At 62.1% G+C, this 15,541-nt stretch carries 11 protein-coding genes; 2 read left to right on the top strand and 9 right to left on the bottom strand.

The window, feature by feature from the left end; translation table 11 throughout:
- Positions 1-82 precede the first annotated feature (82 nt).
- Positions 83-2,464 carry a penicillin acylase family protein gene (locus tag NTD88_RS28820; RefSeq protein ID WP_262156387.1) on the top strand — a complete coding sequence of 794 codons (2,382 nt, stop codon included), beginning with the start codon at positions 83-85 and terminating at the stop codon, positions 2,462-2,464.
- Between the two features lie 102 nt (positions 2,465-2,566).
- Here NTD88_RS28820 and NTD88_RS28815 read toward each other — a convergent pair whose 3' ends face one another.
- The 7 genes from NTD88_RS28815 to NTD88_RS28785 all read right to left on the bottom strand — a co-directional run bounded on the left by NTD88_RS28815 (position 2,567) and on the right by NTD88_RS28785 (position 10,859).
- On the bottom strand, positions 2,567-3,454 hold the full coding sequence (locus NTD88_RS28815) for an ABC transporter permease subunit (protein WP_095156409.1): 888 nt from the start codon (positions 3,452-3,454) through the stop codon (positions 2,567-2,569).
- Positions 3,451-4,371 carry an ABC transporter permease subunit gene (locus NTD88_RS28810; RefSeq protein WP_095156410.1) on the bottom strand — a complete coding sequence of 307 codons (921 nt, stop codon included), beginning with the start codon at positions 4,369-4,371 and terminating at the stop codon, positions 3,451-3,453. Before NTD88_RS28810 ends, NTD88_RS28815 begins: the two co-directional genes overlap by 4 nt.
- The gene (locus NTD88_RS28805; RefSeq protein ID WP_095156411.1) at positions 4,368-5,510 is read right to left on the bottom strand and encodes an ABC transporter ATP-binding protein; all 1,143 of its coding nucleotides are present in this window, start codon (positions 5,508-5,510) and stop codon (positions 4,368-4,370) included. The genes NTD88_RS28810 and NTD88_RS28805 overlap by 4 nt, the downstream gene beginning before the upstream one ends.
- Before the next feature lie 58 nt (positions 5,511-5,568).
- Complete coding sequence (locus NTD88_RS28800; protein WP_095156412.1) at positions 5,569-6,663, bottom strand: polyamine ABC transporter substrate-binding protein; 1,095 nt, start codon at positions 6,661-6,663, stop codon at positions 5,569-5,571.
- Between the two features lie 165 nt (positions 6,664-6,828).
- Positions 6,829-7,926 carry a polyamine ABC transporter substrate-binding protein gene (locus NTD88_RS28795; protein ID WP_262156388.1) on the bottom strand — a complete coding sequence of 366 codons (1,098 nt, stop codon included), beginning with the start codon at positions 7,924-7,926 and terminating at the stop codon, positions 6,829-6,831.
- A gap of 161 nt (positions 7,927-8,087) precedes the next feature.
- Entirely contained in the window at positions 8,088-9,449 is a 1,362-nt protein-coding gene (locus NTD88_RS28790) for an aspartate aminotransferase family protein (RefSeq protein ID WP_262156389.1), read from the bottom strand.
- 48 nt (positions 9,450-9,497) lie between these two features.
- Positions 9,498-10,859, bottom strand: a complete 1,362-nt coding sequence (locus NTD88_RS28785) for a glutamine synthetase family protein (protein WP_110970765.1) — start codon at positions 10,857-10,859, stop codon at positions 9,498-9,500.
- Positions 10,860-11,461: 602 nt separating this feature from the next.
- Here NTD88_RS28785 and NTD88_RS28780 point away from each other — a divergent pair.
- On the top strand, positions 11,462-12,838 hold the full coding sequence (locus NTD88_RS28780; RefSeq protein ID WP_095156416.1) for a glutamine synthetase family protein: 1,377 nt from the start codon (positions 11,462-11,464) through the stop codon (positions 12,836-12,838).
- Positions 12,839-12,884: 46 nt separating this feature from the next.
- Here NTD88_RS28780 and argA read toward each other — a convergent pair whose 3' ends face one another.
- Complete coding sequence (argA, locus tag NTD88_RS28775; RefSeq protein ID WP_095156417.1) at positions 12,885-14,183, bottom strand: amino-acid N-acetyltransferase; 1,299 nt, start codon at positions 14,181-14,183, stop codon at positions 12,885-12,887.
- Positions 14,184-14,294: 111 nt separating this feature from the next.
- Complete coding sequence (argE, locus tag NTD88_RS28770; RefSeq protein WP_143501996.1) at positions 14,295-15,452, bottom strand: acetylornithine deacetylase; 1,158 nt, start codon at positions 15,450-15,452, stop codon at positions 14,295-14,297.
- Positions 15,453-15,541: the final 89 nt, after the last annotated feature.

The raw sequence follows: 15,541 nt of genomic DNA, 5'->3' as shown, positions 1-15,541 counted from the left end.
GGTTGCAAAAGTCTATCCTCTGTCCGAAAGATGACCGACTCACTGGAAGAAAGATCCTCCGGACCCGTTGCAAGGAGCTTCGATGAAACGCAGTCTCTCCCTTCTCGCCGTCGCCATCGTCGCCGTGGCCGCAGGTGGTGGCTATTGGTATGTGCAGGGCAAACAGCCGCTGCGCAACGGCGAATTGGTCCTGGCGAATCTTCAAGCGCCGGTCAGCGTGCGCTACGACGAGCGGGGCGTCCCGCATATCCAGGCCCAGAACGAAAACGACCTGTACCGCGCCCTCGGCTATGTCCATGCCCAGGACCGGCTGTTCCAGATGGAAATCACCCGGCGCCTGGCTCGGGGCGAACTGGCCGAGGTGCTGGGGCCAAAGCTGGTGGACACCGACACCCTGTTCCGCAGCCTGCGCATTGCCGAGCAGGCGCAGGTCTACGTGGATCGACAGGACAAGCATTCCCCAGCCTGGAAAGCGCTGCAGGCCTACCTCGACGGCGTAAATGCGTGGCAAGCCACGCATCCAAAACCCATGGAGTTCGATGCGCTGGGCATCACGCCGCGCCCCTTCACGGCCCAGGACACAGTGAGCATCGCCGGTTTCATGGCCTACAGCTTCGCCGCGGCGTTTCGCACCGAGCCGTTGCTGACCTTCATCCGCGACCACCTCGGCACCGACTACCTGAAGGTCTTCGACCTCGACTGGCACCCGGACGGCGTGCTGCAAAAGGCGCCGGCACTGGCCGATGCCGACTGGAACAGCCTGAGCCAACTGGCGCTGGTCAGCCAGCAAGCTCTTGGCGAAGCCGGCCTGCCGCAGTTCGAGGGCAGCAATGCCTGGGCCGTGAGCGGCCGTCGCACCCAGAGCGGCAAGCCGTTGCTGGCTGGCGACCCGCATATTCGCTTCTCGGTCCCGGCGGTGTGGTACGAGGCCGAGCTGTCGGCGCCGGGCTTTCACCTGTACGGCTACTACCAGGCGCTCAACCCCTTTGCTTCCCTCGGGCACAACCGCGAATTCGGCTGGAGCCTGACCATGTTCCAGAACGACGACATCGACCTGATCGCCGAGCGGGTCAACCCGGACAACCCTGATCAGGTCATGGTCGGTGGCCAGTGGCAGGCACTGACCCGTACCGAACAGACCATCAAGGTCAAAGGCGAGGCGGACAAGACCATCACCCTGCTGCGCTCGCCCCACGGCCCAATCGTCAACAAAGTGATCGGCCAGGACGCGGGCCCGACGCCGATCGCCATGTGGTGGGCCTTTCTGGAAACCGAGAACCCGATTCTCGACGGTTTCTACGCGATCAACCGCGCCAGCACCCTGGACGCCATGCGCAGCGCCGTGCAGAAAGTCCAGGCGCCGGGCCTGAACTTCATCTGGGCCAATGCCAAGGGCGATATCGGCTGGTGGGCCGCAGCAGCGCTGCCGGTGCGCCCGGACGGCGTGAACCCGGCCTTTATCCTCGACGGCAGCACCGCCCAGGCCGACAAATCCGGTTTCTACCCGTTCAGCGCCAACCCGCAGTCGGAGAACCCGGCCAGCGGTTATATCGTCTCCGCCAACTTCCAGCCGCTATCACCCAGCGGCATGGTCGTTCCCGGTTACTACAACCTCGCGGATCGTGGTCAGCAGCTCGACCGGCAACTGGCCGACACGCAGATCAAATGGGACCTGCAAAACAGTCAGGCGCTGCAACTGGGGACCAGCACCGATTACGGCCCGCGCACCCTGGGGCCGCTGCTCGGGGTGTTGCGCCAGGTGGTGCAGGACGAGCAAGGACGCGAACTGGTGGAACAATTGGCCGGCTGGCGCGGCGACTATCCGCTGGATTCGGTCAACGCCACGCTGTTCAACCAGTTTCTCTATGAGCTGGCGTATGCGGCGATGCACGACGAGCTGGGCGATAGCTGGTTCCAGACGCTGCTGTCGACCCGGGTGATCGATGCCGCCCTGCCGCGCCTCGCCGCCGACGCCGATTCGCCGTGGTGGGACAGCCAGGGCAGCAGCGAGCGCGGTAGTCGTGCGGCGGTGGTCAAGCGCGCCTGGGACAAGACCCTGGCGCACCTGCGCGACACCCTCGGCACAGACCCGGCGAGCTGGCAGTGGGGCAAGGCGCACACCCTGACCCACGGCCATCCGCTGGGCATGCAGAAGCCGCTGGACCGTTTGTTCAACGTCGGACCGTTCGCCGCGCCGGGGACGCATGAGGTGCCGAACAACCTGTCGGCGAAGATCGGCCCGGCGCCATGGCCGGTGACTTATGGCCCGTCGACGCGGCGGCTGATCGATTTCGCCGATGCGGGGACGGCGCTGAGCATCAATCCGGTTGGGCAGAGTGGGGTGCTGTTTGATCGGCATTATGCGGATCAGGCAAAGGCGTATATCGAGGGGAAATACCAGCGGGCCTGGTTGGGGCTGGCGGGGGAGACGGAGGGGACGTTGCGGTTGGTGCCGGGGAGATAGATCGAGGGGCCGCATCGCGAGCGAGCTCGCGCCTACAGGATTGCGTTACCTGTAGGAGCGAGCTTGTCGGGGCGCCGAACCGTCGCGATGACGTTCAGCAGATCAAGCCTGAGCCGCCGCCGGGCGACGCACATCCGGCTGTTTCCACGAATCCGCAGCGCTCTCTTCGATCGCCTGCTGAATCGCGCGCTTGCGGCGCTCTTCGGCACGGCGGCTGAAGTACCAGATCAGGAAGGTGGCAAACGACACCACCAGCAGGATCAGGCTGGCCACGGCGTTGATTTCGGGCTTCACGCCCAGACGCACCGCCGAGAACACTTCCATCGGCAAGGTGGTGGAACCAGGACCGGACACGAAGCTCGCCAGTACCAGGTCATCCAGCGACAGGGCGAAGGACATCATGCCGCCCGCCGCCAGCGACGGCGCGATCATCGGGATGGTGATCAGGAAGAACACCTTCCACGGCCGTGCACCCAAGTCCATGGCCGCTTCTTCGATGGACAGGTCCAGCTCGCGCAAGCGGGCCGAGACCACCACCGCGACATACGCGGCACAGAAGGTGGTGTGGGCGATCCAGATGGTGACGATGCCACGCTCCTGCGGCCAGCCGATCATCTGTGCCATGGCCACGAACAGCAGCAACAGCGACAGACCGGTGATCACTTCAGGCATGACCAGCGGCGCGGTGACCAGGCCGCCGAACAGCGTGCGGCCCTTGAAGCGGGTCACGCGGGTCAGCACGAAGGCGGCCAGGGTGCCCAGCGCCACTGCGGCAACCGCGGTGTAGCAGGCGATTTCCAGCGAGCGCATCACCGAGCCCATGAGCTGGGTGTTGTCGAGCAGGCCGACGTACCACTTCACCGACCAGCCGCCCCAGACCGTCACCAGCTTGGAGGCGTTGAACGAGTAGATCACCAGGATCAACATCGGCAGGTAGATGAACAGCAGGCCGAGCACCAGCATCAGCTTGGAGAATCCGAAACGCTTCATGCCCTGCCCTCCATCTCTTTGGCCTGACTGCGGTTGAACAGGAGGATTGGCACGATCAGGATCGCCAGCATGACCACCGCCAGGGCGGACGCCACCGGCCAGTCGCGGTTGTTGAAGAACTCTTGCCAGAGCACCTTACCGATCATCAGGGTTTCCGGGCCGCCGAGCAGCTCGGGGATGACGAACTCGCCCACCACCGGAATGAACACCAGCATGCAGCCGGCGATGATGCCGTTTTTCGACAGCGGCACGGTGATCTTCCAGAAGCTGTTGAAGGTGCTCGAACCCAGGTCGGACGCGGCTTCCAGCAGGCTCTGGTCGTGTTTCACCAGGTTGGCGAACAGCGGCAGGATCATGAACGGCAGATACGAATAGACCACGCCGATGTACACCGCGAGGTTGGTATTGAGGATCTGCAGCGGTTCGTCGATCAACCCCAGCCACATCAGGAAGGCGTTGAGCAGGCCGTTGTTGCTGAGGATGCCCATCCAGGCGTAGACGCGGATCAGGATCGCAGTCCAGGTCGGCATCATGATCAGCAGCAGCAGGACGGTCTGGATGTCCTTGCGCGCATTGGCAATGGCGTAGGCCATCGGGTAGCCGATCAGCAGGCATAGCAGCGTGCTGAAGAAGGCCATTTTCAACGAGCCCAGGTAGGCCGAGATGTACAGCTCGTCCTGGGTCAGCAGGCCATAGTTGGCCAGGTTGAGGACCACCTGGATCTTGTCTTCGACGTAGCTGTAGATCTCGGTATACGGCGGGATCGCCACATCCGCTTCAGCGAAGCTGATCTTCAGAACGATGAAGAACGGCAGCATGAAGAACAGGAACAGCCACAGGAACGGGGCGCCGATGACCAGGTGGCGCCCCTCGGGTGTTATGCGATTGAGGGCTCGCTTGAGCTTGCGCATGTTCATGACCGCAGTACCACGCCGCTGTCGTCTTCCCACCACACGTACACTTCATCGCCCCAGGTTGGGCGCGAGCCCTGGCGTTCAGCGTTGGCGACGAAGGACTGGACGATCTTGCCGCTCGGCAGCTCGACGTAGAACACCGAGTGGCCGCCCAGGTAGGCGATGTCGTGGACCTTGCCGCGCGACCAGTTGTACTCGCAGGTAGGCTGCTGGGTGGTTACCAGGAGTTTTTCCGGGCGCAGGGCGTAGGTGATGCGCTTGTCTTCCACCGAGGTGGTGATGCCGTGGCCGACGTAGATGTGGCGCTCGAGCTCGGGGCTGGCGATGCGCGCGTGGCCTTCGGCGTCGTCGACCACTTCACCGTCGAACAGGTTGACGTTGCCGATGAACTCGCAGACCAGGCGGCTGGTCGGGGTCTCGTAGACGTCGATCGGGCTGCCGATCTGGGCAATCCAGCCCAGGTGCATGATGGCGATGCGCTGGGCCATGGTCATGGCCTCTTCCTGGTCGTGGGTCACCATCACGCAGGTCACGCCGACCCGCTCGATGATTTCCACCAGTTCGAGCTGCATCTGCGAACGCAGTTTCTTGTCCAGTGCACCCATCGGCTCATCGAGCAGCAGCAGCTTGGGGCTCTTGGCCAGCGAGCGGGCCAGGGCGACGCGCTGACGCTGACCGCCGGAGAGCTGGTGCGGCTTGCGCTTGGCGTACTGGGTCATGTGCACCAGCTTGAGCATCTCGGCCACGCGGGCTTCGATCTCGGCCTTGGGCATCTTGTCCTGCTGCAGGCCGAAGGCGATGTTCTGCGCCACGGTCATGTGCGGGAACAGCGCGTAGGACTGGAACATCATGTTGATGGGCCGCTCGTACGGCGGCATGTCGGTAATGTCGACGCCATCGAGGAAAATACGCCCCTCGGTCGGACGCTCGAAACCGGCCAGCATGCGCAGCAGGGTGGATTTACCCGAACCGGAGCCGCCGAGCAACGCGAAGATCTCACCCTTTTTAATTTCGAGCGAGACATCGTCCACCGCGATGGTTTCGTCGAACTTCTTTGTGACCCGGTCGATCTTGACCAGCACCTGTTTAGGTTGCTGATCGCCCTCGAGGGCTTTTTTGTAGGCGCCGGAGGCAACTGCCATGTGTGAAACTCCCAACAGAATGTTCTGTACCCGCCCCTGCCGTGACGGGTACGGATTTTTATTTGCCCGACTTGACCTTGGTCCAGATGCGGGTCATCAAACGTTGCACTTTGGGCGGTAGCTCAGAGTTGACGTACAACTTGTCCAGCACTTCCTGCGGCGGATAAACCGCCGCGTCCTTGCGAACATCCTGGTCCATCAGGTCGCCAGCCTTGGGGTTAGGGTTGGCATAACCAACGTAATCGCTGACCTGGGCAATGACCTCAGGCTTGAGCAGATAGTTGATGAAGGTGTGGGCCTCTTTGACGTTGCCGGCATCCTTGGGGATGGCCAGCATGTCGAACCAGAGGTTGCCGCCTTCCTTGGGGATCACATACGCCACTTCCACGCCCTTGCCGGCTTCTTCAGCACGGGCCTTGGCCTGGAAGATGTCGCCGGAGAAGCCCGCGGCGACGCAGATATCGCCATTGGCGAGATCGGATATGTACTTGGAGGAATGGAAGTAGGTCACGTAAGGACGCACGGCGAGCAGTTTCTTCTCGGCGGCTTCATAGTCCTTGGGGTTTTCGCTGTTGGGGTTGAGCCCCATGTAATTCAGTACGGCCGGCAGCATTTCATCCGCCGAGTCGAGGAAGGCGACGCCGCAACTGGAGAGCTTCTTGATGTTCTCCGGCTCGAACAGCATGGCCCAGGAGTCGATCTTGTCGGTGCCGAGCACCGCTTTGACCTTCTCGACGTTGTAGCCAATGCCGTTGGTGCCCCACAGGTACGGCACGGCGTACTGGTTGCCCGGGTCGTTGCGCTCCAGGCGCTTGAGCAGGGCGGGGTCGAGATTCTCCCAGTTCGGCAACTGCGCACGGTCGAGCTTCTGGAACGCGCCGGCTTTGATCTGCTTGCCGAGGAAATGGTTGGACGGCACGACTACGTCATAGCCGGTGCGACCGGCCAGGAGCTTGCCTTCCAGGGTTTCATTGGAATCGAACACGTCATACAGCGGCTTGATGCCGGTCGACTTTTCGAAGTCCGCGAGTGTGGTCTGGCCGATGTAGTCCGACCAGTTGTAGATGTGCACCGTGGGCGCCGCTTGGACGCTGCAAGCCAGCGTCAGACCCGCTCCAGCCATGACGGCCTTGCGAAATACGGAAATAGACAAGTGGGAGGTCCTCTACATTAGTGCCCGTGGCATACGGCAGAAATACCTGCCGGCCATGCAAACCGGCGCGCAACTTACCTTCGATACACCTGACCAGCAAAAGAATTTTGCATTGCAGCCCCCACAGGACGCGGCTTTCACCGCGCCTGGGGGAGTCAGGCCGGGTTACTTGCCCGACTTGATCTTGGTCCAGCTACGAGTCACCAGGCGCAGGGTGGCCGGGTCCTGGTCGCTGATCGCATAGAGTTGTTTCTTCACTTCATCCGACGGGTAGATGCTCGGATCGCCGGAGATGTCTTTGTCTACCAGCGCAGTGGCGGCCTTGTTGCCGTTCGGGAAGCGCACGGAGTTGGTGATCTCGGCCATGATTTCCGGCTGCAGCAGGAAGTTCATCCACTGGTAGGCGGCGTCGACGTTCTCGGCATCCTTCGGAATGGCGACCATGTCGTAGAAGGTGCCGGCACCTTCTTTCGGAATCACGTAGTCCAGCTTGACCTTGTCGCCAGCTTCGTGGGCGCGGGCCTTGGACTGCTCCAGATCACCCGAGTAACCGACAGCGACGCAGATGTTGCCGTTGGCGAGGTCAGAGATGTACTTGGAGGAGTGGAAGTAGGTGACCGAAGGACGGATGCTCATGAACAGGTCTTCGGCGGCCTTCAGGTCATTCTTGTCCTTGCTCGCGGTCGGCTTGCCCAGGTAGTGCAGCGCGGCCGGGATCATCTCGGTCGGAGCATCGAGGAAGCTCACGCCGCAGCTCTTGAGCTTGGCGATGTTCTCGGGCTTGAACACCACGTCCCAGGAATCGATCTTGTCGACGCCCAGCGCGGCCTTGACCTTCTCAGGGTTGTAGCCGATGCCGATGCTGCCCCACATGTACGGGAAGGCGTATTTGTTGCCTTTGTCGCTGGCGTCGCCGACGGCCTTGAGCAGGTCTTCGTCGAGATTCTTCCAGTTGGCCAGCTTGGAGCGGTCCAGTTCCTGGTAAACGCCGGCCTTGATTTGCTTGGCCAGGAAGTTGTTGGACGGTACGACCACGTCGTAGCCGGACTTGCCCGCCAGCAGCTTGGCTTCCAGGGTCTCGTTGCTGTCGAAGACGTCGTAGACGACCTTGATGCCCGTCTGCTTCTCGAACTTGGCGACGGTATCCGGGGCGATGTAGTCGGACCAGTTGTAGACGTGGAGGACCTTGTTGTCCGCCTGAACAGCACTAGCCATCATCCCCGCGAGGGAAACGGCCAACAGCGTCTTGCCCATTTTCTTCATGCGTTATTGCTCCAGAATTTTTATAAAGCCATCTGTTCAGCGGCCGGCCCTGTCGGCACCCGGCTGAAACAGGCACTAGTCTGGCAAGATCCAAGGCGCTCTTTCAAGGAAAGAGCCGCCTCGGCAATGCCGCAAAGCCACCATGCCAGCCTAGCAGTTGATCAGCCCAGTGCTTCGAGGGTCAGATCCAGGCATTTACGAGCCTTTTCAACCAGTTCATCGATCTCTTCGCGGCTGATCACCAGCGGCGGAGCGATGATCATGGTGTCGCCCACGGCGCGCATGATCAGGCCGTTGTCGAAGCAGAACTGGCGGCAGATCATGCCGACGCCCTTGCCCTCGTAACGGGTACGCGTGGCCTTGTCCTTGACCAGTTCGATCGCGCCGAGCATGCCCAGACCGCGGACCTCGCCCACCAGCGGGTGGTCGTTCAGCTCGCGCAGACGTTTCTGCAAATAGGGTGCCGTTTCCTCGTGGACGCGCTCGACAATCTTCTCGTCGCGCAGAATCCGCAGGTTTTCCAGGCCCACCGCCGCTGCCACCGGGTGGCCGGAATAGGTGAAGCCGTGGTTGAAGTCGCCGCCTTCGTTAAGCACCTTGACCACTTCGTCACGGACGATCACGCCGCCCATTGGGATGTAGCCGGAAGTCAGGCCCTTGGCGATGGTCATCAGGTCAGGCTTGAGGTCGTAGTAGTCGGAGCCGAACCACTCGCCGGTACGGCCGAAACCGCAGATCACTTCGTCGGCAACGAACAGGATGTCGTAGCGCGCGAGGATTTCCTTGATCTTCGGCCAGTAGCTTTCCGGTGGAATGATCACCCCGCCCGCGCCCTGGATCGGCTCGGCAATAAAGGCGGCGACGTTGTCGACGCCGACTTCGAGGATCTTCTTCTCCAGTTGCTCGGCGGCCCAGATACCGAACTCTTCCGGGGTCTTGTCACCACCTTCGCCGAACCAGTATGGCTGCGGGATGTGAACGATGTTCGGGATCGGCAGGTCGCCCTGCTCGTGCATGCCGGACATGCCGCCCAGGCTGGCACCGGCCACGGTGGAACCGTGGTAGCCGTTGACGCGGCCGATGATGATTTTCTTCTGCGGCTTGCCCTTCAGCGCCCAGTAATGACGGACCATGCGCAGCACGGTGTCATTGCCTTCGGAGCCGGAGCCGGTGAAGAACACGTGGCTCATGCCTTCCGGGGCCACGTCGGAGATCGCCTTGGCCAGTTCGAGCGCCGGCGGGTGAGCAGTCTGGAAGAACAGGTTGTAATACGGCAGCTCGCGCATCTGCTTGCTCGCCGCATCGGCCAGTTCTTCACGGCCATAGCCGACCGCCACGCACCACAGGCCGGCCATGCCGTCGAGGATCTTGTTACCCTCGCTGTCCCACAGGTGCACGCCCTGGGCCTTGGTAATGATCCGCGGGCCCTTTTCCTGCAACTGTTTATAGTCGCTGAAAGGCGCCAGGTGATGATCACGACTCAGGTCCTGCCACTCGCGGGTTTGCGGGTTCTTGACGCTCATGTGCTTCTCCGTTTTCTGGCGGCCGCGCTCCTGCGGCCCCGGGGTTGATCAGACCGCGAACAGCAGGAACTCACGTTCCCAGGAGCTGATCACGCGCTTGAAGTTCTCGTGCTCGGCCCGTTTGGTGGCGACGTAGCCGGCAATGAATTTCTTGCCCAGGTACTTCTCCAGCGCACGACAGTTTTCCATGCGCTCCAGGGCGTCCTCGATGGTCAGCGGCAGGCGCAGGTTGCGCCGCTCGTAACCACGACCCACGACCGGGGCACTGGCATTGATGCCTTCGACCATGCCGATGTAGCCGCACAGCAGGCTCGCGGCGATGGCCAGGTAAGGGTTGGCGTCGGCGCCGGGCAGGCGGTTCTCGACACGGCGGTTCTGCGGGCCGGCATCCGGGACGCGCAGGCCGACGGTGCGGTTTTCCTCGCCCCACTCGACGTTCACCGGCGCCGAGGTATCAGGCAGGAAGCGGCGGAACGAGTTGACGTTGGGGGCGAACAGCGGCAGCACTTCGGGGATGAACTTCTGCAGGCCACCGACGTGGTACAGGAACAGCTCGCTCATGCTGCCGTCTTCATTGGAGAAGATGTTCTTGCCGGTCTTCACGTCAATGATGCTCTGGTGCAGGTGCATCGCACTGCCAGGCTCGCCGGTCATCGGCTTGGCCATAAAGGTGGCGGCGACATTGTGCTTGAGCGCAGCCTCACGCATGGTCCGCTTGAACACCAGGATCTGGTCGGCCAGAGACAGGGCGTTGCCGTGACGGAAGTTGATTTCCATCTGCGCGGTGCCGTCTTCGTGGATCAGCGTGTCGAGGTCGAGGTTCTGCAGTTCGCACCAGTCATAGACGTCTTCGAACAGCGGGTCGAATTCGTTGGCGGCTTCGATGGAGAACGACTGGCGACCGGTTTCCGGGCGGCCGGAGCGGCCGATTGGCGGCTGCAGCGGGAAGTCCGGGTCTTCGCAGCGCTTGGTCAGGTAGAACTCCATTTCCGGCGCCACAATCGGCTGCCAGCCCTTGTCGGCATAGAGTTTCAGCACTTTCTTGAGCACGTTGCGCGGCGACAGCTCGACCGGGTTGCCCTTCTTGTCGTAGGTGTCGTGGATCACCTGGGCGGTCGGCTCGATGGCCCACGGCACGAGGAACACGGCGTTCTCGTCGGGGCGGCAGATCATGTCGATGTCGGCCGGGTCGAGCAGCTCGTAATAGATGTCGTCATCGACGTAGTCGCCGGTCACGGTCTGCAGCAGGACGCTTTCGGGCAGACGCATGCCCTTTTCGGCGATGAACTTGTTGGTTGGCGAGATCTTGCCCCGGGTGATACCGGTCAAGTCGCTGATCAGACATTCGACTTCGGTGATCTTGTGCTCTTTCAGCCAATCGGTGAGCTGGTCGAGATTGCTGCTACTCATAAATACCTCAGCAGGTAAATGCCTGGACTGTAGTCAAGACGCCTATGTCAGGCCGTCTCCAGCATTCTGGATGCCCCGACGGCCCAAAGCAAAAGGCGCGCGAGGAGAATGCGTCACCGGCGTTGCCCGTGATGCAGAGGAGCCCGCTATAGTGATGAAAGGCAGTATGAGTAGATGAAACGAACGGGAACACGTCGCCTTGGCCGTCAACTATTTTGGCCGGCGCCAACGCTACTGGCATATAGCGTTCGCTGCTCGCGGAAATGGCATCCAGACCCGCCCGCACAGGGCAGCCGGTGTCGCCAATGATCGACAGGCGTGACATGTAACCCCCGGTATTATTGATGTTATGGGTTGCGACCGAGCTTAGCCTTGTTCATTTTTTTACACAACCACCCCGTAAAAAATAAAATACGGCTTACTCGTTTCACCCCTTTCACGACGAAAGCAGCGCTTGTGGATGCCCTGAATTGCAGCAAAAATGCCGCTGTGGCGCCCTTTTAGGGCATCATGGGGCTTGCTTGACTTCATTCGGGCTTTCCGATTGACTGGGCCTGCAAGCCCCCATTGATTGATATTTTTAACAACAAAGGTGTTGCATCATGTCGGTACCCCCGCGTGCCGTTCAGCTTAACGAAGCGAACGCGTTCCTTAAGGAACATCCTGAGGTTCTCTACGTTGACCTTCTGATTGCAGATATGAATGGTGTGGTGCGCGGCAAGCGCATTGAGCGCACCAGCCTCCACAAGGTTTACGAGAAAGGCATCAACCTGCCGGCCTCCCTCTTCGCATTGGATATCAACGGTTCCACGGTCGAAAGCACCGGCCTGGGCCTGGACATCGGCGACGCCGACCGCATCTGCTATCCAATCCCCGACACACTCTCCAACGAACCTTGGCAGAAGCGCCCTACCGCGCAGCTGCTGATGACCATGCACGAAATCGAAGGTGCGCCGTTCTTTGCCGACCCGCGGGAAGTCCTGCGTCAGGTGGTGGCCAGGTTCGACGAGATGGGCCTGACCATCTGCGCCGCGTTCGAGCTGGAGTTCTACCTGATCGACCAGGAAAACGTGAACGGCCGTCCACAGCCGCCACGCTCGCCGATTTCCGGCAAACGTCCGCAATCGACCCAGGTTTATCTGATCGACGACCTCGACGAATACGTCGACTGCCTCCAGGACATCCTCGAAGGTGCCAAGGAGCAGGGCATTCCGGCTGACGCCATCGTCAAGGAAAGTGCCCCCGCGCAGTTCGAAGTGAACCTGCACCACGTCGCCGACCCGCTGAAGGCCTGCGATTACGCGGTGCTGCTCAAACGCCTGATCAAGAACATCGCCTACGACCATGAGATGGACACCACCTTCATGGCCAAGCCTTACCCGGGCCAGGCGGGCAACGGTCTGCATGTTCATATCTCGGTGCTGGACAAAGATGGCAAGAACATCTTCACCAGCGAGGATCCCGAGCAGAACGCCGCGCTGCGTCATGCGATCGGCGGTGTGCTCGAGACCCTGCCAGCGTCAATGGCGTTCCTCTGCCCGAACGTCAACTCGTACCGTCGCTTCGGTGCCCAGTTCTATGTGCCGAACGCACCAAGCTGGGGTCTGGACAACCGCACCGTGGCCCTGCGCGTTCCGACGGGCACGCCGGACGCTGTGCGCCTTGAACACCGCGTAGCCGGTGCCGACGCCAACCCGTACCTGTTGATGGCTGCCGTGCTGGCGGGCGTGCATCACGGCCTGACCAACAAGGTCGAGCCGAACAAGCCGGTCGAAGGCAACGCCTACGAACAGGTTGAGCAGAGCCTGCCGAACAACTTGCGTGATGCCCTGCGCGAGCTGGACGACAGCGAGATCCTCAACAAGTACATCGATCCGAAGTACATCGACATCTTTGTCGCGTGCAAGGAAAGCGAGCTGGAGGAGTTCGAACACTCCATCTCCGACCTCGAGTACAACTGGTACCTGCATACCGTGTAAATGAAAACGCCGCCTGATCAGGCGGCGTTTTTTATGGGCGCAATACCTACAAAGTTTTCTCGAAAATCTTCGAATTGCGCTGATAGTTGTACAGCGACGCCCGCGCCGCCGGCAGCCGCTCGACCCCGCTCGGCACAAATCCGCGCTCGCGGAACCAGTGCGCCGTCCGGGTCGTCAGCACGAACAGCGTTTTCAGCCCCAACGCCCTCGCCCGCGTCTCGATGCGCTCCAGCAGATCATCACCGCGACCGCCGTGGCGATACTCCGGGTTCACTGCCAGGCACGCCAGCTCACCCGCATCGGAATCGGCAATCGGATACAGCGCCGCACAGGCGATGATCACGCTTTCACGCTCTACCACGCTGAACTGCTCGATCTCGCGCTCCAATACCTCACGGGAACGACGCACCAGAATCCCCTGCTCTTCCAGCGGACTGATCAGATCCAGCAGACCACCGACGTCTTCGATCGCCGCCTCCCGCACCAGTTCGAACTGCTCCTGCGCAACCAGCGTGCCGCCGCCTTCGCGGGTGAACAGCTCGTTGAGCAGCGCGCCGTTCTCGGCGTAGCTGACGATATGACTGCGTGCCACGCCGCCCCGGCAGGCTTCGGCGGCGGCGTCCAGCAGCTCGGCCTGGTAGTCGGAGCCGAGGCGTTCCAGGTGAGGCGCCACCTGCTGCGGACGGATTTCCCGGACCAGACGCCCCGTCGCGTCCAGCAGACCCGGCTCGGCGCCGAACAGCAGCAGCTTGTCCGCCTCCAGCTCGATGGCGGCGCGGGTCGCGACGTCTTCGCACGCCAGGTTGAAGATTTCGCCCGTGGGCGAATAGCCCAGCGGCGACAGCAGGACGATGGAGCGCTCGTCCAGCAGGCGACTGATGCCCTTGCGGTCGACCCGGCGCACCTCACCGGTGTGGTGATAATCCACGCCCTCCAGCACGCCGATCGGCCGTGCGGTGACCAGGTTGCCCGAGGCCACCCGCAACCGCGAGCCCTGCATCGGCGAGGCGGCCATGTCCATGGACAGCCGCGCTTCGATGGCGATGCGCAGTTGGCCCACCGCATCGATCACGCACTCTAGCGTCGCCGCGTCAGTGATGCGCAAACCATGGTGGTAGTGGGCGCTGAGACCGCGGGCGCTCAGGCGGCTTTCGATTTGCGGGCGGGAGCCGTGCACCAGCACCAGACGAACCCCGAGGCTGTGCAACAGCACCAGGTCGTGGACGATATTGCCGAAGTTGGGGTGGTCGACCCCGTCTCCCGGGAGCATGACCACGAAGGTGCAGTCCCGGTGAGCATTGATGTAAGGCGAAGCATGACGCAGCCAATTGACGTATTCGGGCATAACCTGAGCCTGTAGAAATGAAGACAAGAACGGAACAGCAACAGCGCTCGAAGGGTTATCGTCGCAGCAGGCAAGGCGTCACACGCGTTCTCCTTTGCAAGGCAAGGTGGCTCAGCGGCCGGTGGCCGGGCTGAGGCAGTAATGTTGGATCAACTCACGCAACACACGCACTGTAGGGTCCAGGCGTGACAGTTCAAGGTACTCGCCGGGCTGGTGAGCGCAGGCGATATCACCGGGGCCGAGGACCAGGGTCTCGCAGCCCAGGCGCTGAAGATAAGGCGCTTCGGTGCCGAAGGCTACTGCCTCGGCCACATGACCGGTAAGACGTTCGGCCAGTTGCACCAGTTCCGCATCGGCGCTCTGTTCGAATGGCGGCACCTCCGGGAACAGCGGCGCATAGTCGATCGTCACCTGATGCTGCTCGGCCAGCGGCGCCAGCTTGCCGCGAATCGCCGCGCGCAGCACCTGCGGGTCCATGCCCGGCAGCGGGCGCAGGTCGAATTCCAGGGCGCACTGGCCGCAGATCCGGTTGGGATTGTCGCCACCGTGGATGCAGCCGAAGTTCAGGGTCGGCTGCGGCACGCTGAACTGGCTGTTGTTGTACTCGCGCTGCCATTGCTGACGCAGCTCCATCAAGGCGCCCATAACCTGGTGCATCGCTTCCAGGGCGCTGTGGCCCAAAGACGGATCCGACGAATGGCCACTGCGCCCGAGAATATCGATGCGCTCCATCATCACACCCTTGTGCAGACGGATCGGCTTCAGCCCGGTCGGCTCGCCGATCACTGCGGCGCGCCCAAGCGGGCGGCCGGCCTCGGCCAGGGCGCGGGCGCCGGACATCGAGCTTTCTTCGTCACAAGTCGCCAGAATCAGCAGCGGCTGCCGGAACGGTTGGTCGAGCAGCGGCCGGACCGCCTCGATGATCAACGGGAAAAAGCCCTTCATGTCGCACACGCCGAGTCCGACCCAGCGATCACCGACTTCCGTCAGCGTCAGCGGGTCGCTTTTCCACAATTGCGGATCGTAGGGCACCGTGTCGCTGTGCCCGGCCAGCACCAGCCCGCCGGGGCCGCTGCCGTAACTGGCGAGCAGGTTGAACTTGCCCGGCGTGATCTGCTGGATCTCGCAGGTGAAACCCAGGTCGCCGAGCCAGCCGGCAAGCAGATCGATCACCCCGCGGTTGGACTGGTCCAGATCCGGTTGGGTACAACTGACCGAGGGCGCGGCGATCAACGCGGCGAACTGGTCCTTGAGCGATGGCAGCGGCATGCGCGTTCTCCTGGAAACGAGGCCCATCATAGGGCCATCGGCCACCTTGAATAAACCGCGAGCGGTCGAGTCCTGTACACTGCACGGCC

The organism is Pseudomonas sp. 20P_3.2_Bac5, assembly GCF_025466035.1.
In the GTDB taxonomy this organism is placed as follows: Bacteria; Pseudomonadota; Gammaproteobacteria; order Pseudomonadales; family Pseudomonadaceae; genus Aquipseudomonas.
Note: the sequence above shows the minus strand (reverse complement) of the source record. Positions and strands in the feature narration are given on the sequence as shown.